General features: G+C 49.6%; 17 protein-coding genes. 4 read left to right on the top strand and 13 right to left on the bottom strand.

Annotation, left to right across the window (positions count from 1 at the left end; all coding sequences use genetic code 11):
- Positions 1–7 precede the first annotated feature (7 nt).
- A complete protein-coding gene (locus tag Pla110_RS13480) occupies positions 8–1,306 on the bottom strand; it encodes an HD-GYP domain-containing protein (protein ID WP_144996272.1) in 1,299 nt (432 codons plus the stop codon).
- Positions 1,307–1,914: 608 nt separating this feature from the next.
- Between Pla110_RS13480 and Pla110_RS13475 the strand changes: the two genes are divergently transcribed.
- Positions 1,915–2,859 (top strand): serine O-acetyltransferase, encoded by a 945-nt coding sequence (locus Pla110_RS13475; protein WP_144996271.1) that lies wholly within the window; start codon positions 1,915–1,917, stop codon positions 2,857–2,859.
- Positions 2,860–2,963: 104 nt separating this feature from the next.
- Here the strand turns inward: Pla110_RS13475 and Pla110_RS13470 are convergent, their stop codons facing one another.
- From Pla110_RS13470 to coaD, 5 genes are all read right to left on the bottom strand, one after another.
- Entirely contained in the window at positions 2,964–3,917 is a 954-nt protein-coding gene (locus tag Pla110_RS13470; protein ID WP_144996270.1) for an ornithine cyclodeaminase family protein, read from the bottom strand.
- Positions 3,918–3,992: 75 nt separating this feature from the next.
- Positions 3,993–4,730 carry a hypothetical protein gene (locus tag Pla110_RS13465; RefSeq protein WP_144996269.1) on the bottom strand — a complete coding sequence of 246 codons (738 nt, stop codon included), beginning with the start codon at positions 4,728–4,730 and terminating at the stop codon, positions 3,993–3,995.
- On the bottom strand, positions 4,727–6,112 hold the full coding sequence (locus tag Pla110_RS13460) for a class I SAM-dependent methyltransferase (protein WP_144996268.1): 1,386 nt from the start codon (positions 6,110–6,112) through the stop codon (positions 4,727–4,729). Before Pla110_RS13460 ends, Pla110_RS13465 begins: the two co-directional genes overlap by 4 nt.
- A gap of 98 nt (positions 6,113–6,210) precedes the next feature.
- Positions 6,211–9,003: a tetratricopeptide repeat protein gene (locus tag Pla110_RS13455; RefSeq protein WP_197440188.1), complete on the bottom strand. Its 2,793-nt coding sequence runs from the start codon at positions 9,001–9,003 to the stop codon at positions 6,211–6,213.
- A gap of 318 nt (positions 9,004–9,321) precedes the next feature.
- On the bottom strand, positions 9,322–9,837 hold the full coding sequence (coaD, locus tag Pla110_RS13450; RefSeq protein ID WP_144996266.1) for a pantetheine-phosphate adenylyltransferase: 516 nt from the start codon (positions 9,835–9,837) through the stop codon (positions 9,322–9,324).
- 521 nt (positions 9,838–10,358) lie between these two features.
- Between coaD and Pla110_RS13445 the strand changes: the two genes are divergently transcribed.
- The 3 genes from Pla110_RS13445 (at position 10,359) to Pla110_RS13435 (ending at position 12,130) form a co-directional block, all read left to right on the top strand.
- The gene (locus tag Pla110_RS13445) at positions 10,359–10,895 is read left to right on the top strand and encodes an Hsp20/alpha crystallin family protein (RefSeq protein ID WP_144996265.1); all 537 of its coding nucleotides are present in this window, start codon (positions 10,359–10,361) and stop codon (positions 10,893–10,895) included.
- An 85-nt stretch (positions 10,896–10,980) separates the two neighbouring features.
- Positions 10,981–11,382, top strand: a complete 402-nt coding sequence (locus Pla110_RS13440; RefSeq protein WP_144996264.1) for an Hsp20/alpha crystallin family protein — start codon at positions 10,981–10,983, stop codon at positions 11,380–11,382.
- A gap of 235 nt (positions 11,383–11,617) precedes the next feature.
- Entirely contained in the window at positions 11,618–12,130 is a 513-nt protein-coding gene (locus Pla110_RS13435; RefSeq protein ID WP_144996263.1) for an Hsp20/alpha crystallin family protein, read from the top strand.
- Positions 12,131–12,213: 83 nt separating this feature from the next.
- Here Pla110_RS13435 and Pla110_RS13430 read toward each other — a convergent pair whose 3' ends face one another.
- The 7 genes from Pla110_RS13430 to Pla110_RS13400 form a co-directional block, all read right to left on the bottom strand.
- Entirely contained in the window at positions 12,214–12,756 is a 543-nt protein-coding gene (locus Pla110_RS13430; protein WP_144996262.1) for a hypothetical protein, read from the bottom strand.
- 241 nt (positions 12,757–12,997) lie between these two features.
- Positions 12,998–16,510, bottom strand: coding sequence for an ABC transporter permease (locus Pla110_RS13425; protein ID WP_144996261.1), 3,513 nt, complete (start codon positions 16,508–16,510; stop codon positions 12,998–13,000).
- Positions 16,510–17,232 carry an ABC transporter ATP-binding protein gene (locus Pla110_RS13420; RefSeq protein WP_144996260.1) on the bottom strand — a complete coding sequence of 241 codons (723 nt, stop codon included), beginning with the start codon at positions 17,230–17,232 and terminating at the stop codon, positions 16,510–16,512. The genes Pla110_RS13425 and Pla110_RS13420 overlap by 1 nt, the downstream gene beginning before the upstream one ends.
- Positions 17,233–17,381: 149 nt before the next feature.
- Positions 17,382–17,813 (bottom strand): acyl-CoA thioesterase, encoded by a 432-nt coding sequence (locus Pla110_RS13415; RefSeq protein ID WP_144996259.1) that lies wholly within the window; start codon positions 17,811–17,813, stop codon positions 17,382–17,384.
- A gap of 54 nt (positions 17,814–17,867) precedes the next feature.
- Positions 17,868–19,454 carry a sodium:solute symporter family protein gene (locus tag Pla110_RS13410; RefSeq protein ID WP_144996258.1) on the bottom strand — a complete coding sequence of 529 codons (1,587 nt, stop codon included), beginning with the start codon at positions 19,452–19,454 and terminating at the stop codon, positions 17,868–17,870.
- A complete protein-coding gene (locus Pla110_RS13405) occupies positions 19,451–19,681 on the bottom strand; it encodes a DUF3311 domain-containing protein (RefSeq protein WP_144996257.1) in 231 nt (76 codons plus the stop codon). The genes Pla110_RS13410 and Pla110_RS13405 overlap by 4 nt, the downstream gene beginning before the upstream one ends.
- 271 nt (positions 19,682–19,952) lie before the next feature.
- Entirely contained in the window at positions 19,953–21,182 is a 1,230-nt protein-coding gene (locus Pla110_RS13400; RefSeq protein WP_197440187.1) for a DUF1570 domain-containing protein, read from the bottom strand.
- Positions 21,183–21,202 lie beyond the last annotated feature (20 nt).

Here is a 21,202-nt window from a genome sequence, read left to right as displayed (position 1 = left end):
AGTTTAATTAGCTATGTGCATTCTGGTTTTTCCAGGACCAGGAGCTAACCGTCGGTTGCCTCAGGGTAGGAGCCATACTGGGGACGGGTGAATGCGGCGCGTCCTGTCGGAGTTCTTCGTCGAGCGGTAATTCCTGTTTTTCGAAGACGTCACTTTCGGCAGTGAGGTCCAGTCCCCCTTCCGCTTGCAACAGCCGGATGACCTGTTCCACCATCTGCTTGTCGAGTTCGCCCAGTCGTGCCTCGAGTTTTAATTTACTGACCGTTTGCGACAGCGTCTGTGATTTAGTTTTCGGATTCTCAGGGGGCGTATGCGCAAACAGCGTGCCCGTCATCAAGTCGACCACTCGGCAGACGATTGCCATCATCCTCGAGAGAGCCGGGAGACTGCGATCAATGAGCCGATTGGGATAGCCCGTTCCGTTTAATCTCTCGTGGTGTTGAGCGATGATCATCGGAAATGTGACTGGCATTCGTTTGAAAACCCCGGCGACCACGGCACCGTAAGAGGGGTGTTTCTTAAACGCTGTCGGATTGCTGATCGCAAGGTCGCGAGCATTCTTCTGGTAACCGTGCAGTAGCGAGAGAAGCCCCGTGTCGTGAAGTAGTGCCGCCGCTGTTAGCTGTTCCACATATTGACTGCCATGCGGAAAACGCGGAACGAGATACGCCATCAACCGGGCAGCGAGAACTCCATTAATAAACGGATATTGTTCGTGCAGGGAATGGCTTGACCAGGGAATGGCCAGGTGTTGGGACGTAGGCAGGATTTCGAGAATCTGTTCTGCTCTGTTGACGTCCTGAATGATTTGATTTGTCAGAAAGAGTAATGCATCCGTTTCAGCTTTGTTCGAATCGCGCGCGGCATTCACGACTCGCCACCAGCCTTTGGTGTACGTCTTGATTTGACTTCTCTGTTTAAGAATGAAGTACAGTTTCTCCATTTCCTGTTCGCAAAGCTCGATCAGATGCGACAGAGGTTCAACGGAGACCAGGCTCGGTTCAGGATAAGCAACCCGAAATAATTCTCGTTCGAGAAGTCGCATGACTTCAAAAACTTCGCGTAGACGGGCTTGTTCAAGTTCCGTGACCGTTCGCGGACAGTCAAAGCAACCCTCTATCTCTTCGTAACATCTCTGTAATTCGACGAAAACCGGTAGGAGTTCCCGATACTTGTGAATAAGCTGCTGATGCTCTTCTCGCGGCAGTTCCTGACGCATGGAAATCAGCTGATGATCCAGTTCTTCAACTTGAGCATCGGGTGATCTGCGGTTGGGACTTATTGGTGTTTCGGAAGTGGAGCTCATTATTCAGGACGCCGATAGAGGCGGAAATCGGGTAACGGTGAACCAGAAGTCGAACAATTACCGTGGCAGGATTGTGTACAAACGAATCGTTCTATTCGTACCTGCCAGTTGAGACGCGTGGTGGAAACCTTCATTTCTATATCGACATCGTCGCCGGAACGAGTTGACGCCAATCCAGAATCAGAGCGTTAAAACCCGATTTACTCTCCCTATCTTCCCTCTCCCGAATAACCCTGCGAACCCTCTGGTTGAACCAGTGTCCTATACCAGATCGGCTTAACCGAACCTACCTGCATAGCCGATTTGAAGCGTAAAACTTGACCCTTCATTTCCCGTACACCTAGAATGAACGAGACACATCTCGGTGTTTTCTGGTTTCGGGATAACTCAACTCAGAGGAAGGGCGTTCTGCGAGCGAGGTAATACTGATGCAAACCACTTCACCGACCGATTCCGTTCTCATGCGTTCTATCCTCTTCGGAGCCCTCTCTGTTGGAGGTTGTTGCTGTTGTTGATGGCGTCATTACTTGGTTTTGATGACTGTCACACTCACGCTGCACCTTCCACAGGCAACTTAAAAAGCCTTAACCAAATCTCAGAGAGAACCCATGGCTACCGACTTTCGCCGCAAAGAGCAATTACCGGATTTGACAGACGCCCTGGTTGCGACTTACACCGACCTGAATCGAATTAATCACCTGGGACATTGCCCGCTGCCCAGTACGGAAGCAGTGATCGAGATTGCTCAGGATCTGAAGGAAGTGATTTATCCCGGTTATCGGCGTCGCCAGAATCTGCACATTGGTAACATCACTTATCATGTCGGTGATTTGATCGATGGATTGCATGACAAACTGACATTACAGATCGCAAGAGCGTTGCGACACGATTTTCAACTCACACATGCCGTTGGATGCCAGGAGGAACTGCAGCAGGATTTCGAAGGATTGGGGCAAAAGAAAGCACTCGCCTTTTTGGAATGTCTCCCCGGTATTCGACGTCTACTCGATTGCGACGCTCAGGCCGCCTACGATGGCGACCCGGCTGCGAAAAGTATCGATGAGATCATCTTCTGCTACCCGGGACTCGAAGCGATTACAATTCATCGTATCGCCCACGAGTTGTATAAACTCGATGTCCCGCTGATTCCCCGCGTACTGGCAGAATGGTCGCATGCGAACACGGGAATCGATATTCATCCGGGAGCGGATATCGGTCCGTACTTCTTCATCGATCATGGTACTGGTGTTGTGATCGGGGAGACCTGTGAGATTGCTTCGTATGTTAAGATTTATCAAGGTGTGACATTGGGAGCACTCAGTTTCGCTCACGATGACGAAGGTCGACTCGTAAGAGATCAGAAGCGACATCCAACGATCGAGGAACATGTCGTGCTGTATGCTAACGCGACGGTACTTGGTGGAGACACAGTGGTCGGAGCCCACTCCGTGATTGGAGCTTCCGTTTCACTGACGAAGTCGGTTCCTGCTCATACGCAGGTGACGATTGAAAAACCGCAACTTCGGTTTCGCGAGGCACCTCAATCGGCTTGAAAATACAATAGCCGATATAACAAACAGAAAAATCGAGCCAAGGAGTTATTCCTTAGGCTCGGTTTTTTATTGTACTCTCAATTTTTGTATTCTGAAGCCTTGCTTCAAATGTCGAGAACTGTACCGACACCTTGCTCTTTCGCGGCCTCATAAACATGAGCGGCGACCGCGATATCTTCAATCGCCATTCCAACCGATTTGAAAAGAGTGATATCGGATTTGCACTCTCGTTGGTTTTTATTTTCCGTCAGCAACTCCGCTAGCGATGCCATTGAACCCCAAGTGATCGTCCCGGCTTTTAATGGTTCTACAAAGTCACCCGCTTCATTCCGACAGGAATTGAGATCATCGCAGACGATCTGATTGATCCGGGAAAAGCAATCGGCACTCAGTTCGGACCGATTCAGCGCGTTGCTGCCGATGGCATTGATATGCATGCCTGGCTTAAGTAAGTCGCCTGTCACCAATGGGCTCTGGCTGGTGGTTGCTGTAATGACAATCTCTTTGTCAGTTAGACAAGTAGCCGGATCAGGTGCCGCAAGCACTGATATGCCGAGCTGGTCGCTCATCTCCAGGGCGAAAGATTCACGATTCGCAGCGGTGTGACTATATACCGAAGCCTGTTGTACTGGTCTTACGGCACAAACTGCCTCTAACTGCGTTCTCGCCTGTTTTCCACTTCCGAAAACTGCGACGGACTTTGCTTCGGGATTGGCCAGTTTAGCCGTTGTTACTCCACTGGCAGCACCCGTGCGAAGTTGGCCTAACCAATCCGCTTCGAGTAAAGCGACCCAATGACCTTCCTGATCGTAGAGTGCGATATGAAACCGAGCAGCCGTTCGTGTTGTAATGTAGTTCTTCCAACCGACGTAGCCGAGAGGCGTTACGCTCGCACTCAGGGAATGCAGCATCACGCCGGGAACTTGAACCCGATGTCGCGGGACGTTCTGTGCCTCTTGATTTCCCAATGATCGAAAGACCTGTTCGACCGCAGCGATAGCTTGCGGCATGTCGATCAGCTTTTGGGCTTCTTCTTCCCGAATAAATAATAGACTCATGGAGTGCTCACTTAATGAAGAAGAATGAACACGCACTGCTGAGGCAGGCCTAGGTTGGTCAGGAGAGGAACCAGCTCAGGCAGCTGCTCGTATATCAGATTCAAACCCGAGTGCCTTTAATAGCGGGGTGAATCTTTCGAGGACTCGCTCCTGTTCTGGAGGAGTCAGCTCTTCTCGCCAGCGTCCATTCTTTCCAGATTGAAGGTGACGATCGTTGATCAGATGTGTTTCTGAAAAACGGATCTTACGGGATGAAGTATACAATGTTCCCACGTCCTCCGCCCCTTCTCGATTCACTTCGTCCATCACTTTTTTATGTTTCGCATACGATGTCTCTTCGGCAATCTCTTTGGCTTTGTCAAGCGGCAGGAAGATGCTCAACTTAGTCGCCATCTGATAGATTATCGATTCTGGTTGCGAAGTCGCGTGTTCATAAGGAATCAGCATTATTCCCGGCATGGCCATCGCTGGTTCGAGGTAAGTATACGCGTTGGCCGTGATTTGGATGGCAGTTTCCAAATCAAGGTCGTGCAGTTTAATTTGAGAAACAACGACGTCACAGGGGTTACGATAATTGAAGAACGGACGTACCTGATTGAGTGTGGCAAGTTTTAACAAGTTCGGTGTCAAGTCGTGCCCATGGATAATTGCATGTTCCTGTTGGTCGAGCGTTACAATCAGCTCTTCCATTTGCAGGTAGTCCGTGGGGTTATAGATCTTGTACTGAAGTCCCTGAAAGTCATACAGATGTCGACAAACATTAAAAGCCCACGTGGTTGCCGAGCGGGGAATACCGAGTGCCAGAGTAATCATGTTATGTCCTCTATCTGTTGAACTGTCTCAGGAAACGGTTGAAAGAGATGGGGTGCCCGTTCCGGGGGACGATGATCCTTGTTTGATTTACTTGCGAGTGTTTCCCCGCGATTGGTATCGAACAAGTCCGCATTCAGGTGGTAGTCGATCAGTTCACCACGCCATTCGACAAGTAAACTGTCCGCTTGGATGCCAGCGGATTCAATTTCCATAGCAATATCGCGGGCACGCCATTGAGTTGCAATGAGAATAACGTCGGCCGGTTGGCGTACTAGCAAGTCGCGATACAGAATCTTTTGACCCATACCAGGGACGTGAGTACCGACTTTCGCGGCGTCCGAGTCGACAATCAGCGGGAAGGACTTCTCGTCGAGATCGAATTGGTTAATGAAAGAGGCTGCTTTACCGGTGCCTCCCCATATTGCGATTCGCTTACCCGCCGCCTGCAGATTCTTAAGTTGAGTCCGTACGCGGTTCTTCGCTTCCATTGCCCCGTGCGAAAACTGGATTGCTTCCTGGGCTACTTCAATCGACTCGGTTTCTTTTCCGAAACTGGCCAGCCCCATGACCACTTCGTTGTTATATCCTGTGGCAATCATTTCGACTTCAGACGAACACCGTTCCAGCATCTTGGTCAATGAGTTTGATGTAAAATGGGACCGATGTTCGTAGTAAAAATCGATTGTTCGGTTGAGTTCAAAAACACGATCGATACAAGGGACTTCAATATATAGCTTTGTCTGGGCATCTTCCCAACTGGATGCGAAGGCGACCTGTTGCACAAAGCCAAGTGGATTCATCAAATGCTCAAGAACGTGTCGACTGATGATTAAGTCAGGCTTCAGTTCGGCAATGTGTTTCGATGGTTCAAACAGCGTTGCACGCGCTTCGATTAAACCACCGCCTGTTTCTATCTGGGCGTTCGGGTCGAATCCGTAGAAACGTCCTTGTGGCCGTGCGGCAGCCATGGAGCAGAGCAGGGTGCCGTCGCCACAACCGATTTCGACGACGGTGGGGACTTCCGGAAGTTGATCGAGTAACAGTTGTTTCACCCGTTCAATATGTGCTTCCCAGGTCTTTCCCCGGTTATACATCAGGTTTGGTTTGGTTTGGTATGGGACGTTTTCATACCGAAACTCTCGGTTGAAAACGTGGCCGCAATCAATACAGCGCACGAACTCGTGAGGGTGCCGCGGCATCTCATGGGCTTCTTGGGCACTTTGCGGCCAGGCCTGTGTCGTCAATGGAAGGCTTCCACCACGATAGAAAGTCACAGCGACATGATGCCCACAAGCGGGGCAGGTCGATTCATGCATCAGTTCAGAGAGAGACGCATTGTTAGTGGTCGGGCTCTTGTCTGACATGTTTGATTGATTGGTCATCGGAAATCCATTTCCTTCGATTTCGAAACCGTATGAAGTAGATCGCCTGACTGTATGACGATCTCTGAGGAGTTATCCTCTCGGTTTCAGGTAATCTATTACGATCCTTGTGTTTTTTGAACGATCTGCTCAAAGAACGATTCAAATTCCCGAACCGCTTCTACCTCTTCGAATAGAATACTGTTGGAATTCAAAATCTTCGATTTGACGTCGTCACGCTTGCTCTTATTCAGAGCAAGCTCAACGGACAGGTTAATATAGTCTTCGTAAGATTCGACGACGCAATCCATGACGTCGATCTTCCTATAAAGACCCTGTGTGAAGCGTCCCCGCTGATGAACGGGAGGGCATGTCACAATAGGGATTCCAAGGGCCAATGCCTGATAAGATGTATTTCCACCCCCAAAGGGAAGAGGGTCAAGCATGACATCGGTATTATGAACCAGACTCATATACTTTTCATGATCAAGTCGGGATATGAACAGGATTCGATCATGTTCCTGTGGCATTGCCTCCTGGTACCGTGTTCTCAGTCTCTTATTCCATTTCTGCTCGATCCCGTCAATTAGAATGACGTATCCCTCAGGATCCTGTTGCAGAATTCCCTTGAAAATGTCATCCATGTCGGGATGGAATTTGAAAAGACTCTGAGGGCAAACATACAGATTCCCTTTTTCAGGCAAGCCGAGTTCAGCCCGTGTGTGGAATACTTTCGGTAAACTTGGATAGTAGAAGTAGGTCGGCAAGGTTTTAAACCGTACGAGTTCTTCTGTGAAATGCTGTTGGGCCTCGGGGCCATCAATTAACTCTGTCGAAACATAGTAATCGATCTCGGGGGACCCGGAAGTGACGGGGTGTCCCCACGAAACGCATTGCAGTGGTGCAAGTCGTAAGTGGGCCAGCGAGAATGTATATGGATCCATTCCCAGGTCAGGGTAGTACAGAATGTCTAAGTCCTGATTCTGGATCAATTCGACGGCGGCCCCGATGTTTGACTTGAGATGGATAAATTCATCGGCCTCGTTTTGAAATAATCGGCCCATGTAGTCTTCATGCTTCAACTGAGAGAAAACAGTGGTATGAAATCTGGTATGGTCGATTTTCTTGATCAGTCCCTGATTTAAGTTTCCGATAGTGTGATTCTTGAAATGATGTGAGATGAATCCAATTCGGATTCGATCATCGTCTCGTTTTACTACTACCCGTGGCGATGGTTCAAACTCATTAGAAGGGACGACAACCTTAGAGTATCTTTCGAGAAGCGAACGGTCATCCATACCGTGATACGCGAGATAAAACAGAGTCGGAAGGATCTCCCGATCTGGATGGACGTAGCACTCACTCGAGATCATCTCATCGAGATTTAGTTCCAGTGCCTGTCGCGTCATCAAAATTTCTTCACGCGATCCGATAATCGGTGGAATGAGAACCGATCTTTTCAACCGGGTAGCTGGATCATCTTTGTATTTGAGACTAAGGTCGAAGTGCTCTCGAGCTTTTTCCAAGTCTCCCGAACCGCGGCTTAATTCGGCAATATTTGTATGCGCTGCGACATGACTCGGACAAAGTTCGAGCGTCTTTAAATAACATTCGATTGCTTTATCTGGTTTGTCATGGAGTCCCCATAGGTTGCCCAGCAAGAACCAGGTAGGAAAGTGGGTGTCGTCCAGATTGAGGATCTGCATAATGCGATCTTCGCAAGACGCATATTCATCCAGTTTGTAATGACAGTTCGCCAGTTGATACCGGCAATCGATATCCTTTGGTTTCAGCATGCAGACCCGTTTCAGGAGATCGCGTACTGCTGGAAAGTCATCCTGAAGTTTGCGCAGCCGAACCATTGCCTCAATTGCCTCGACGTACTTCGGGTCAATTTCAAGAGCTTTGTTTATCAACTCTTCTGATTCGATCAACTGATCCTGATATAACTTGTTGAAAGCCAGGTTCAGGAACGTCACCTTTTCATTACCAGTAATTTCCTGGTATCGAATAAAAAGTTGCTCGCTTTCGTCGTAGTTATGTAATTCCCGCTCACACTTCGCCAGATTGAGCAAGGCTGACACATGGTTATTATCCTGTTCCAGAATTGAGCGATAATAGAGGGCTGCCTCTTCGTGCTGACCGGAATTGTGGCGAATCTTTCCGGCATTGAATAAGGCTACAGGATGGTCCGGGACCATCTCCAGTGCTTTTTCGAGAAGCTCCAATGCCTCCTCAGATCTCTCCAGCATATTGAGGACTACGCCGCAGTCGACGAGATAGTCTGCATTAGTTGGACTGAGTTCGATCGCTCGTTGAAAACATTCCAACGATTCTTCATGGCGACCTTCAGTATAAAGCGTGCGCGCAAGGCTGTTCTGATAATTGGCATTCTGAGGTTTTAATTGCACTGCCTTTTCCTGGTGCTTCAAAACCATCGTTTCGCCACCTGCCAGCTTGGGAATCAAGTTTGCCAGGTTGTTGTGCGCTGCAGAGAAATCTGGTTTTAATTCGATTGTTTTTTCGTAGCATTTTTGGGCTGATTCAAGATCGCCTTGCATCTCATGCATGATTCCCAGATTGAACCAGGCCGGTGCATAACGTGGATCGATTTCGATCGCCTTGGAGTAGTACATGATCGATTCTGTCAGATTACCTATCTGCCGACAGGTTGCGCCCATGTTGCTGAATAGGGGCGCCGTACGCGTTCCTGTCTCAAGAGCACGTTTAAAGAAGTTCAGTGCGTCAACTGGCCGCTGCTGTTTCAGAATCACGCCTCCCATCAGATGCAGCGCATCACTATGGCGCGGGTGCCGTGTGATCAGCTTTTTAAGTGTTTCTTCTGATGCCTGAAGTTCACCATTCCGCTCGTGACTGACGGCGCGTTGAAGCAACTTGGTCGCTGAGGTCATATCCCGATCCATCTTATCCAAGATAGGGTGTCGGTTTCGCCAGAGGGGGCAGCTCAAATTAACATATTGAGCGTTCCGATCACTGTCCTGCGTATCCGTTTCACCTGTTTGATTGCTCTTGAATATCAGCAGACCGAATTTCCGAATGGAGTTGGCCTGCGGTGATATCAAATCAACAGACGTACGATCCCCTTGGATCTCGTCTATATAAACAGAGTATCGGTTATGACGATCGTGCGGGTTGAGGCGATCTTTTGGACAGTTCCGTAATAGGCCAAGTTTCCAGGGATGGTACTCCACTGTCCATAAGTGACCCGTTTAGCGATTGGCAAATTTAGCCATGAGTGGTTTGATCACGGGTTCCGGGACGAAATTAGCCAGGCGGTCGGCATTCTCAGCTCCCCCCAGAAGGGCAATTTGTTTAATCAGTGAGCTGGAGATATGGGTAAAACTTTCTCCTGACATGAGGAAGACTGTTTCAATGTCGGGAGCGAGGGTGTGGTTGGCGAGCGACATCGTGAATTCAGATTCAATGTCCGTCAACGTCCGAATACCACGTAGCATCACCGAAGCGTCACAGTCATGTACAAATGAAACAGTCAGGCCGGTGAAGCACTTCACTTCGACATTGGACAGTTTCTTCAGGACTTGTGAGATTAATTCTACTCGTTCCTCAGATTCGAACAGCGGCCTTTTGTCAGGATTGATCCCGACCCCGACGGTTAATTTGTCGAACAGGGCTGCGCCCCGCTCAATGATGTCACAATGCCCAAGCGTGATTGGATCAAAGCTACCGGCGTAAACGGCGTGTCGTGGGGAACCCTGCTTTGTCATGCCCAAGCCTTCGCTGAATAAATAAATGTCGTCGTCATCAGGGACACAATTCCCTGAACCTGGCAAAATAGGAAGCCTTTTGCCTCAGTGTAATCACCTGCGTTTCGAAAGCGAGCCATTGCCTGAAAATTAAACCCGTTTCTGCCTGGCTGGAAAGAGGCGCGTCGATTCAACCTGCCTGTTCCTTCGAGGTTATTCAACTGAATTAGAAAACGTGTCTGCCATAATGGCAGTTGCTAGAGGGTGATAAGCGGAAAACCTCGCTTTCTGAGGACGGCATTGTTCTAAAAGAGAATGATTATTTAGACGAACTGTAAAGGAACAGGAATTATAAAGCCTTACAAAGTAAGAGGATAGGTTCTGACTGTGAGCGTGAAGATGGAAATCTGATGCCATAGCGACGAAGGGTACACCCTTTGCTTTGTATTTATCGGTTGAAATCCATTTGCATTTCTATCGTCACATCGAGTTGCCGATCTAAAAATACCCATTTTGAATTGAAGACATGAGGAGTCTGGAAGATGGCGTTCTTCCGTTGGGGACATCCCTGGTCTCCATTAGGTGACCTGGAGCGGGAAGTCGATCGCTTTTTGCGAGGCATGAATCTCTCGATTCACGGGATTCGGCCGGGACGACAATTTCCGGCCATCAATATCTACGAACTCGAACATGAGTTTTTGCTCACAGCAGAGATTCCCGGTACGGATCCGGAAGAGCTCGAACTAACCGTCGATGCCGGTCTGCTCTCCTTAAAGGGAGACCGCAACGATGTCAAAGAAGTACCCGACGACAAATTTCGACGCCAGGAGCGTTTTCGGGGAAACTGGCAACGCACTGTTTCTCTTCCAGACCGCATACTGGAGGAGGAATTACACGCCGAATTCAACAATGGCGTCCTTCTGATTCATCTTCCTAAAGCCCAGCAGCCAGAACCGCGTAAAATCCGAATTGTCGATCAGCAGCAATCCCCGTCAGATACTGACGAATCTGCACAGCAGACACCCGAACCCCCGAAACCAAAACCCCGGAATATCGAAGTTCATAAAGAAGAGGGGTGATGTGAGGCTCCCTTTAAAAGTCTTATATCAGCGATGTGACATTTCAGTGACATGGTAGGAATCATTACCACAGGGAACAGAATCGATGAGTAATTCACTCCCGGAACCGGAAAACGAACCGCAATCTGAACTGGCCGCCGAGTTGGCTCAGGAACGATTTGTCTTTACCCCTCCGATTGATATTTATGAATCAGAAGAGGGCATGGTTTTACATGCCGATTTGCCCGGTGTTTCGTCAGATACCCTGGAACTGCAGGTACAGGACAACAAATTGACGTTGTTCGGTCGCGTTAAGACGCCTGTTCCGGAAGAAGCCCAGTTGCTCCACAAAGAGTATGAAGTGGGAAGTTTTCTCCGGTCCTTCATTCTTAGCGACCAGGTTGATTACGATAATATCTCGGCAAGCATGAATCACGGTGTTCTTAAAGTGGTACTTCCAAAAGCACAGCGCGGCGAAGCCCGTCGCATTCCGATTGCCACGAATTAAACTCGACGTTTGAATTCGTTCGGGAATGGACCGGGAATCTGCCAAAGTGGAAAAAACTCTCTTCTTTTTCATGCAGAAGAACTTCCGCATCCGGTTTTTCAAAATGAGTTCTAATATTCAGTAAATGTTTGCGAACAGACTCTGCCTCTTACAGAAAACATCTTTTTCGCGACCCCTCAATGTGTACAATAGAGTCAGCGACCTCGAATAATTAACCACTATGTGAAGGAGAGTCATGATGCCGGAAACGACTAATCAACAAGATTCGCAAAAGTCCATGAATAAATTGCGTGCGGAATTCGAAAACTGGCTGGGCATGGTGGTGCAACAGGGCGAAAAAGCCTTAGGAGCATTCGGCCTGAATCCTCAGTCGACTTTTCAACCAGATATCGACATTGTTGAAACGAACGAAACCGTTTGCATTTGTATCGATATCCCTGGCATTGATCCGGAAAGCATTGATCTCAGCATTGCCGGAAACATGCTACGAGTTCGTGGGTTACGAATGAGCTGTGAAGCGAGCCGTAGCGAAGATGCCCGCGTTCATTTGCAGGAACGTTTGACAGGCTCCTTTGACCGTTCGATTCCAATGCCCTGCCAAGTACTCGCGGATGAAATTACCGCTGAGGCAAGTCATGGTGTGTTGACCGTACAGCTCCCCAAGCCGGAACCCGAACGACCGCACGAAATTAAAATCAAAGTCAAAACGGAGAACCAAACAGGCACGGTGGAAACGACCGTTATCTGAGTGGAGTCAATCATCGAAAAAAGGACGCGGGAGAAATCCCAGCGTCCTTTTTTGTTTGTTCTGAAATTCGATTTGTTCAGGAATTAACTCTCGTTTGACTCAGTTGTTCCCGTGACTGCAGCAGGTGATTCCACTGCGGTAGCATCTGTTTTTTTCTGTGGTGGGTGCGCATGAGGTGTGTTTAACGCCACTACAATCGCCGAGATCAGCATGCCTGCGATCCCAATCCACAGTCCTGTTCCCCCTTTTTGCTCTGCCGTCACCAGGGATACGAGGGCAGCCACTGTCACTGCACATCCAAAGACGACCGCCATCACGACATGGGGGAACTTAAATCCACCGGAGAACATCGCCATGGTGAGACAGAACGCGCCGATGGCACCTAATGTTCCTGCGCCGAATCCCCAGATCATTCCGTTCGTGGTAAACGTCATCGGTTCTTTACGAAGGTACATTGCCAGAAAACTGCCCGCGATGGCCCAGACCAGATAGGCGACGCCAATGAAGACGTAAGGCTTAAAAGGGCTGTGTTCAAAGTCTCGAGCTTTACCAAGGGTTGGTCCATACAGACCCCAGCAGAGCGCAGTTCCCAGAGCAAATAAAATCGGTATTAGTGAAGCTTTCATCTAGATCAATTCCTGGTTAAGTGACAGTTCACGTCGTTGTAAAATCATAATGTTCCGATAGCAACTTAGATCCACCGAAACAGAATTGTCTGGCTGTTTTAATCTTCTGACTATATTTAAGGTGAGCCGCTCCCAGATCGTAGTCAGTTTGAATTCGTTTTGCATCCACTAGCCCGAAAATCTTTTCGAGGGAATTCAGAGCGTTCGGTGAACACAAAGTCGTCTGTTTGTTCAATCCAACTTACAAAGCTCGAAGAGAGCTGACGATGGGTGTCTTCACTGCGGCATAGACAGCGAAGAGGGCTGCCAGCATTCCGACGATCCAGATCAAACCGAGGATAATGATCGTGCTGAGCCAGAGGAAATCGGCTCCGGTGCTCATGAGGTGGGGGGCCATCGCGAGTAACGCCGCAATCACCCCCGAAAGAAGTCCACATGAGAGCAGGAACCCATTCTCTACGAGAACCATCCAACCAATTCCTGCCGGGGTCACCCCTACTGCACGCAGCAGAGCCAGTTCACTGTTTCTCTCCAAGACGTTTCGTAGCATCACCGTCCCCAAGCCAAATGAACCGAGGAGCAGGCCCAGCCCTCCCAAGGTTTGAAAGGTGGACAGGTAAGTGTTCTGCACAGCGAGGAATTGAGCAATCCGTTCGGAGACAGGCTCCGCATCAAAGCCGTATTCAGTCAACTGAGTCTCCAAAACTTTAGTCAGCTCTGGCATGTTGTCGAGTGGGGCTTCGAATAAAAAGTACTGGTACCCGGCACGTTCAGGGAAGAGTTCGCGAAAATGTTTTTCAGACATTAACAGCACGCCTTGAAATACACTCCCATCCAGCATGCCCGCAATCTTCAACGGATGATTAATCCCTCGTTGGTCCGTCATGTCGATTTCATCGCCAAGCGCTACGTGCAGACTGTATTGCAGTGTGTTCATGTCGCCGATGACGGGAATCGCCTCACCCTGTTTTTTAGTAAGCGTTTGCCACGGGTTTTCTCCGGGAGTGTCGGCAAACTTAAAACCTCCCCGTTGGATGAATTCGTCGGGGACGCCCAGAATCGTCGGCAGTCGAGTTTGATATAAGTTGAGACAACTCGCTTCTTCACCTGGTTGTACTCGGAAGGAATAGGTCTTTATTCCCTGTAGCTGTTCTGTTTGAGTCGAATCGAGAAAAAGTTTCGCCTGTCCTTCTGGATTGTTCAGATTGTATACCAACGGTAACGATGATTCGGCGAGTAACGTGAAGCCACCGTTTCCGGAATGAAGTTCTGGTTGTTCCGAAGTCGGGTTCCGTCGACCTGCGGCAACAGCGACGATGATAAAGGTTGCGAGCGACATCAAGAGCACTGTCAGCAAAGACCGCTGCGGATGACGCATCACGTTCTTTATTGAAAGTCGCGCGAGTCCGTTTGTTCCCGCACCCTTTAATTCGGCGAGATCAGGCTTCTTCAGCCAGACTTGAAAGGCGGCGATGAAGGCGATTAACAAACTGAAACCGACCAGGAAAAAAGAGACGACTCGCCAGGAGAATCCGCTGAATGCTTCTTGCTGTGGCAACAGTCCCAGAAGTCCGGCCAATAGTAAAACTCCTCCCAGTCCACCTAAGAAGATACAGACCCAGCGAGCCACTTTAGGGGCTCGTTTGACTTGATTTGATTCGGTCTCCAATCGTCCTGACAGCAGAGCGTTGGGAGAGCGTCGATTGAGAATCGCGAGAGAACGCCAGATCACGACCAATGCTAAAGAGGCAGTGACAATCATTCCGGAGACGAGTGAGAACGGATTTACGTAAAGATTCAAGTCCGCAGTCCCTACGGCCTGATTCCACCAGGTTTTCAATCCGTACATCATCAGGGCCGCATACGCCACCGCTAGGATCGCCCCTCCGATGGTGCCCACGAGAGTCAGCAGGAAACCTTCGAGCAGGAATTGACGGCGCACATGATAATCTTGATAACCCACGGCCATCAGAAGACCAACTTCACTGGCCCGGCGTTCCAGACTGAGTTTAAACAGCAGACTGACCAGTACGAGGGCGGCCAGGATAATAAAGAAGCTGAATGCCAGAAAGAGTTGGCTGAAGTCGTTCGTTCCCTGTGCCGCAGCCAGGCCAGTTGCTCGTGTTGGTTGGAACTGAAGCCCCAGTTGGGCGGGTTTCATCTGAGTTAGAAACTTTGACGACACACTCTTTTCCAAATTGGCAATGTTTGTTTCGGAACTGGTGGGAGCAATTCGATAGGAGGTCAACTGGCCATATCGACTTTTCCAGAGTGCTTGAGCCGTTTCGAGTGAAACGAACGCTTTGGGGGTGGCGCGATATTGCTCCCAGTATTCGTCATCCCGATCCGTAATGCGGTCCATCTCCATCGGAAAGGGTTGGTCCCAATCTGAAAAACGTTCTGCGTCGGTGATCCCTTTGAGGTCCGGAGTTAAACCGCGGTCTGCTGCAGGGCCTGTCATCTTGCAGATACCGGTTACAGTAAATGTACGTGACTCTTCGGGGAGTTCTCCATGCGAACCGACGGTGTGGTAACTCAGGTTGATTAGATCTCCCACCGTGACTGCGAGATCTGTTGCCAGCCATTCGTTGAGAATGATTTCATTCTCGCCCAGTTCTGTCGGTGCTTTTTCAGAAGCAAACTCGAAAGGACCAAAGGGGGCATTTTCGGAGAGATCGATTCCGGCGACAATAGAGTACATCGAGAAGTTGTCCGGGTTAGAACCCGAGCTGATTTCATTAGCGAGATAAACAAGAATGGGCGAAGTGGGAAGATCGAGTTCCTTCGCGACTGTTTGAATTGCCGTTGCCACGGGCTCTTCTAGAATCATCTGCTCGCTTTCGAGAGTGAGATATCCCTGTTCTTCATTCTGACGAAACTTGAGGTACAAGTCAGAGAGGTTAACCTGTTTGTCCAATTGATTCTGCATCTGTAGCAGACTGTTTTGAACTTGTACATCTTTGATACCGGAAGGTTCTTCATCTCCATAAAACCCGGTTGTCAGCAGGGAGTTCACTCGAGCGAAACGTTCTTCCGGGTTTCTGCGTGTCGGTTTAATGGCAGATAAGTCGAGCGAATCCTGCAAGGTACTCAAATTAACGAAACAGGTGCGAGGTAGTTGCTGGTTGGGAGTGAAGGCAAACCGTCCGGCGCCAACCTGTTCGGGAATGATTTCACGAATAACGTAGCGAAGTTCAATAGAGGTTTCATCGCGTTCCCCCAACAGGGAATCGCGAGGGATCGTCGAGGGGAGTTCGATCCAGGCGGAGAGTTCGTCACCTACCTTCACATTCAGTTCGCCTGCAAGACGGGCATTAATCAAGATTTCATTCGCGTTCGGTGGAGTGACGTCTGAATTTTCCAGCATCGACCAACCCTCAGCCCCGATTCCAAACAGGTTCGTATTGTTGGCCCGATGAATGTTGTTGGTCCCTTGCGCATCGTTCTCTTCTTCATAGACGAGGCTGCTGTTAAGTGAAATCAGTGGTGCTGTCTGGATAGGAGCGTCATTTTCTTCCGACGGTCCGGAGAGTTGTTGAGCGAGATCCTGACGAAAGAAACGGGGTGTGTGCAGGGTCAGATCGACTTCCCCGAGCCGCGCCAGCGATGTCTGTACAAGGCTTTGCCGGACCGAGTCGCCGACAATGAGCGCACCAGTAATAACGGCAGTGCCTGCCATTAAACCGAGAAACAGGGCGGCATTGGTTTTCCAAAAGTATCGCAGATTATGTCGAACCAGTTTCAGCCTGTTCATCACGCCTTGGTACCTTCTGAGTAAACAGAAGCCGAGCCGGTGGCGAGAACGTTTAGTTTCCCGTCGGACAATTCCTGTCGGAACTCGAACCGTTCAGCGAGGGTTTCGCTATGTGTGACGCAGACGAGAATCGTGTTTTGCTCTTTTCCAATTTCGAGCAGTAACGATCCGATGGCTTCGGCGGTTCTGGGGTCGAGATTACCTGTCGGTTCATCCGCGAGTAGCACTGTCGGGTTGTTAATCAGAGCGCGGCAGACGGCGACCCGTTGGCGTTCCCCTCCAGAAAGTTGCGCAGGACGATGTTCGATCCGCTTGGTCAGGTCGACTCGGTCGAGAAGCGATTTGGCCAGTTCTGTCTTTTCTTTGGTCGCTCCCTTGTCGACCAACGTTGGGATTAGCACGTTTTCTAAAACAGAACATTGCGGGAGCAGATGGTGGTCCTGGAAAATGAAACCGATCTCATGATTTCGAAACATCGCCTGCTCAGCGGGTTTCAATTCGAAGGGATTCTGTCCATTCAATTGGACTGTTCCCGTCGTCGGATTCTCCAGAGTCCCGATAATGTAGAGCAGAGTACTTTTACCGGAACCGGAAGGGCCGGTGATGGCTAGCGCCTCGCCTCTCTTCAGTTCGAGGTTCACCTCGTTGAGAATGGTGAGGGTGCCTTCGACGGTTTGATATACTTTACTTACGTCTTGGATCGACAGATCAGCAGTTGCCATCCCGATGGTCCTTTTCAAGCAGTTCTGAAAGTCTTACAGCGGGCGATTTCAGGAGTCCCTTGTATCAGTATTGGCCGGTCAATTCGGTATTCAAGCGGAACCGATGTCGACCCGAGTGAAATGCTTCCCAATTGAAATATCAGACCTGTTCAATTGAAAGGGTACTGAATCTTTTCAAATTCAGTCACCCACTTCTGAGGGATTTCGAGTGACTTGATCGGTTCTCCCGGTACGAATTTACAATAGGCGCATTTGACTTTCCCTGTCGCCAAGTGGAGCTCCTCTCGCCAAAATTCAAAAATCAGCGAAAGAGATTTCACACCCACTCTTTCGACCCACATACGAAGTTCCAGCACATCTTCAAAATACGCGGGAGCTTTGTAATTGCAGGAAGTCGAAACACGTGGCCAGCCATAGGATGGCCCATGGCTGACGCGGTTTGCCAAGGTCATGCCCAGAGACCGAAAATACTCGGCCTCTGCGCTTTCCATGTAATGGTAGAATTTGGCGAAATGAACAATCCCCGCCATGTCGGTGTCGGAAAATTCCACTCGGCGGTGAGTTACAAAAGGTTCAGTCATAAGAGGCCAGTTTTCAAACCCGAAGTCTGAGAGAAGAACAGAACACGACAATTACTATTTTGACGTGGTTTGCTCCGGGAAGAATTTCTCAAGTGTTTCTTTACGCGGTGGTTTGGTGAACAGTGAAACGATCACCAACGCCAGAGTCGAACAGGCGATCATACCCACAACGGGCATCATCTTGTATTCTTCGCCACCCAGACTCAATTGCAGAACGTAGTCCGGATTTCCTGCGAAGTCCGCCTGTGCGAACAGATACAGCCAGGATGCAAAGGCTGCGATGACACAGGCGTAAGCACCAGCTTTAGTTAACCGCTTCCAATAGAGTGCCGCTAAAATCAATGGGAAGAGACTGGAAAATCCACTGAAGCACCAGACAGCGAGTGAGAAGATTCGTGTCCCTTGCAGGAAGAGAGCAAGAACATAAGTCAACGCGACGATGGCCACGATAAATCCACGAGCCAACCAGATTTCCTGAGTGTCGGTAATTTTGTCACGACCTTTGTAGTGAACGACCATGTCTTCCGTGAAGATGGTACCGACGCACAGGAACTGACTGTCGAGCGACGACATAATGGCCGCCAGAATTCCGGCGGTTAAGAAACCGGCCAAAGTTGGCGTCGTCATTTTGCTCACCATCACGGCCAGCACGGCATTAGCATTGAACTTTTCAGCGAACATCGGCCCATCTTCGGTCATAATGGAAGTCGCCCATACTCCTAACAAAACGCAGGGGACCCAGACAATCATGATGAAAAGTGGGTGTGCGACAACAGGCAATTTGAAGGTACTGGCACTGCGTGCCGTCAACCAATGTTGGAATAGGTGCGGAAACATTCCCACGGAAAGCGGGATAAATAAGTATGTGAAGAATTGGAGCTTCGGTATGTTTGTTCTTACCAGCTTGTCTGGATGGAGTTCCATGACCGCTTCGCTCGCCGCAGTGACTCCGCCTAGTTTGGCAGAGATCGTTACGAAGGTAATGACCCCCAGCACCATAAAGACAAGCGTTTGGAATGTGTTCGCCCACGCCGTGCCACGCATACCGCCGAAGAAGACGTAAACTAACACGACACAACAAATAGCGAGGGAAGCGAGTTCCTTAGGAATCGCTCCACCTTCAAACAAGTCCGGGAAAGCGCCGCGGGTGGTGTTGAAAATAACAGTTCCCGAAGCCATCACTCCGATGAGCAAATAAGGAATGACTAAACCGACGATTACGGGAAAGAGCACGAGGCCGATTTTGTCACTGTCGAGACGATCACGGAAGTATTGAATTTGTGTTTTATAACCGTATTTCTGTCCCAGCTTCCACAGCTTTACCCCGAGGATAAAGAAACAGAGCGAGTGAATGATTCCGCTGGAGGATGCCATCATGCCATAGACACCGATTCCTTCCTTGAAGGCTTCTCCGGTTGAACCGACCAGAGCGAAGGCGGTCATAGTGGTGCCGAAAATCGACATCAAGAGCATGAACGGACCAATCGAGTGACTGGCCAGCATGAAGTCTTTACTTGTTCCACGGAACATCCGGCTGGAACCAAGACCTAACAACAGGAGTAGTAACAGGTAACCCGAGATGATAGTGAATGAGATCTTCTCGTTGCTGAACAGGCTGGAGATTTGAGCAAAGGTCATCATTGTCCGGCTCCTTCCTGTTTAATGATCTCTTTTTCCTCTTCTTCGTCGATCGGCCAGGCAAAGATCGTCGCGAGATACCAGGTAAACGCGGCCGCTAACGAGATGCCTGCATGGTAAAGCAAACCAATCGGAAAGAATCCGAAGACCAAGCTGTCATTTTCCCATAACCAGTTATCTTGATGAATGATCAATAAGAAAATGACCATTCCCCACACAACATATTTCATTTTGGGTTCACTTTTAAATCAGAGGAGGGGGATCCCGAGGCGAGAATCCAGTGGTGAGAATCTTGGGTGAGTTAATTCAAACGCATTTTACCTGACTTCAGGCCAAACGAGTGTAACATCATTTCGATGTCCGTCCAATCATGGCGGCCCTATTTAAGGGGACCCGGACTGGGACCGTTGGTCCGTCCAGTAGCTGTTATTTCTGAGGATGGATAAATCAAAGAGCAGGGGAAAGCTGAGAAGTCGGGGCGGTGGAACCGTTGAAGTTCTGCTACCGAGATGGACGAAGGCGCCGGACGAAGTTCAGGAATTCTTTTTCAAGATCCTCCCACTCCTTCCCGAAGGCTGCCTCGAAATCGGAAGTTCGCTTTGCCGTGTCGTCCCAGACAAACGGAGTCTTTTCACCCAGTGATTTCAGATACGTTTCCAGATTCTGACGACGTCGTTTCATCAGAAAACTGGTGAATAGCCAAGATTCCGCATATGCATTCAGCGCCGTTTCTTGCTGTTCTAAGCGGCTATTGCTGGAAATGAGCGTGGTCAAGGAATTGTCTGGTCGCTCCTTATCCATGAAATCTCGAAATCGAAAGAGACGGGAATTATTAATACGACCGCTCCCTCCCCAGCCCGTTCGGCTACGCTGGCTGGGTGTCTCGAAATACAAGGCGATTCCTTCCGATAGCCAGAGCGGCGCATCGGAGAAACGAGCGAGCATCCCCGTGTTGTAACAGAGTTGGTGCACCCCTTCGTGAACGATGGTCGACGTATTTAACATCGCTTCTGCCAATTGCTGGTCTCCCGCTCGCGCGTTCCGCGCCTCCAACCAAGTCTTACCTTCCGCCAGGTCGATCAGCACGACGCGATTTGTTCTTACTGAATAGAATCCCTGGTTCGGTAGGGTGTCTTGAAGCAGTTCCGTCTTCACGTATTCCTGGAAACGTTCTCGGTCCTGAAACAACAATATGGGAAGTGGGCAGCGTGGTTCGTGCAGTTTGAGTTCGGCTTTCGACCATTCCCGGAAGAACTGACCATACATTTGCTCCAGAAGAGTTCCCGCCCACTCCGTGTAATCTGGTGAGAGCTCCGATAGGAGAACGTAATGTTCCGTTTGGTGAGTAAGGAAACCCGTCCCTAATTCCTGTTGTAAACTAGTCGCAAGTTCATCTGAGGTCAGATAGCTGAAATCGCTGGTTGTCTGCTGCTGTTCAATAATCGCATCCGGAATAACGTTCAGCAAATATCCGTCTCTTCTCTCAAGCAGGAGCCCCCCGTCGGCGGCGCGGGTGAGTATGCGACCTTCAGTGGTAACCGACTTGCCTTCGTGATCTCGGTAGGTCAGCTTCCAGAGTGGTACCGATGTTGCAGTTTCAGTCTCCGAAGAAGAATCCTGCGAGTGGGCGACGGAAACCAGGATTGAAAGAACGAGTGCGACTGTGAGTCCCAGATAGGTTTGCCAGATCGATAAGGAATTCGATTTCGGAAGTTCCGTTTCAAAGGTCACACGCCTGCTCCATTGGTTTG

The organism is Polystyrenella longa (genome assembly GCF_007750395.1).
Lineage (GTDB): Bacteria > Planctomycetota > Planctomycetia > Planctomycetales > Planctomycetaceae > Polystyrenella > Polystyrenella longa.
The sequence above is the reverse complement of the archived record's forward strand: the minus strand, read 5'-3'. Positions and strand labels throughout refer to the sequence as shown.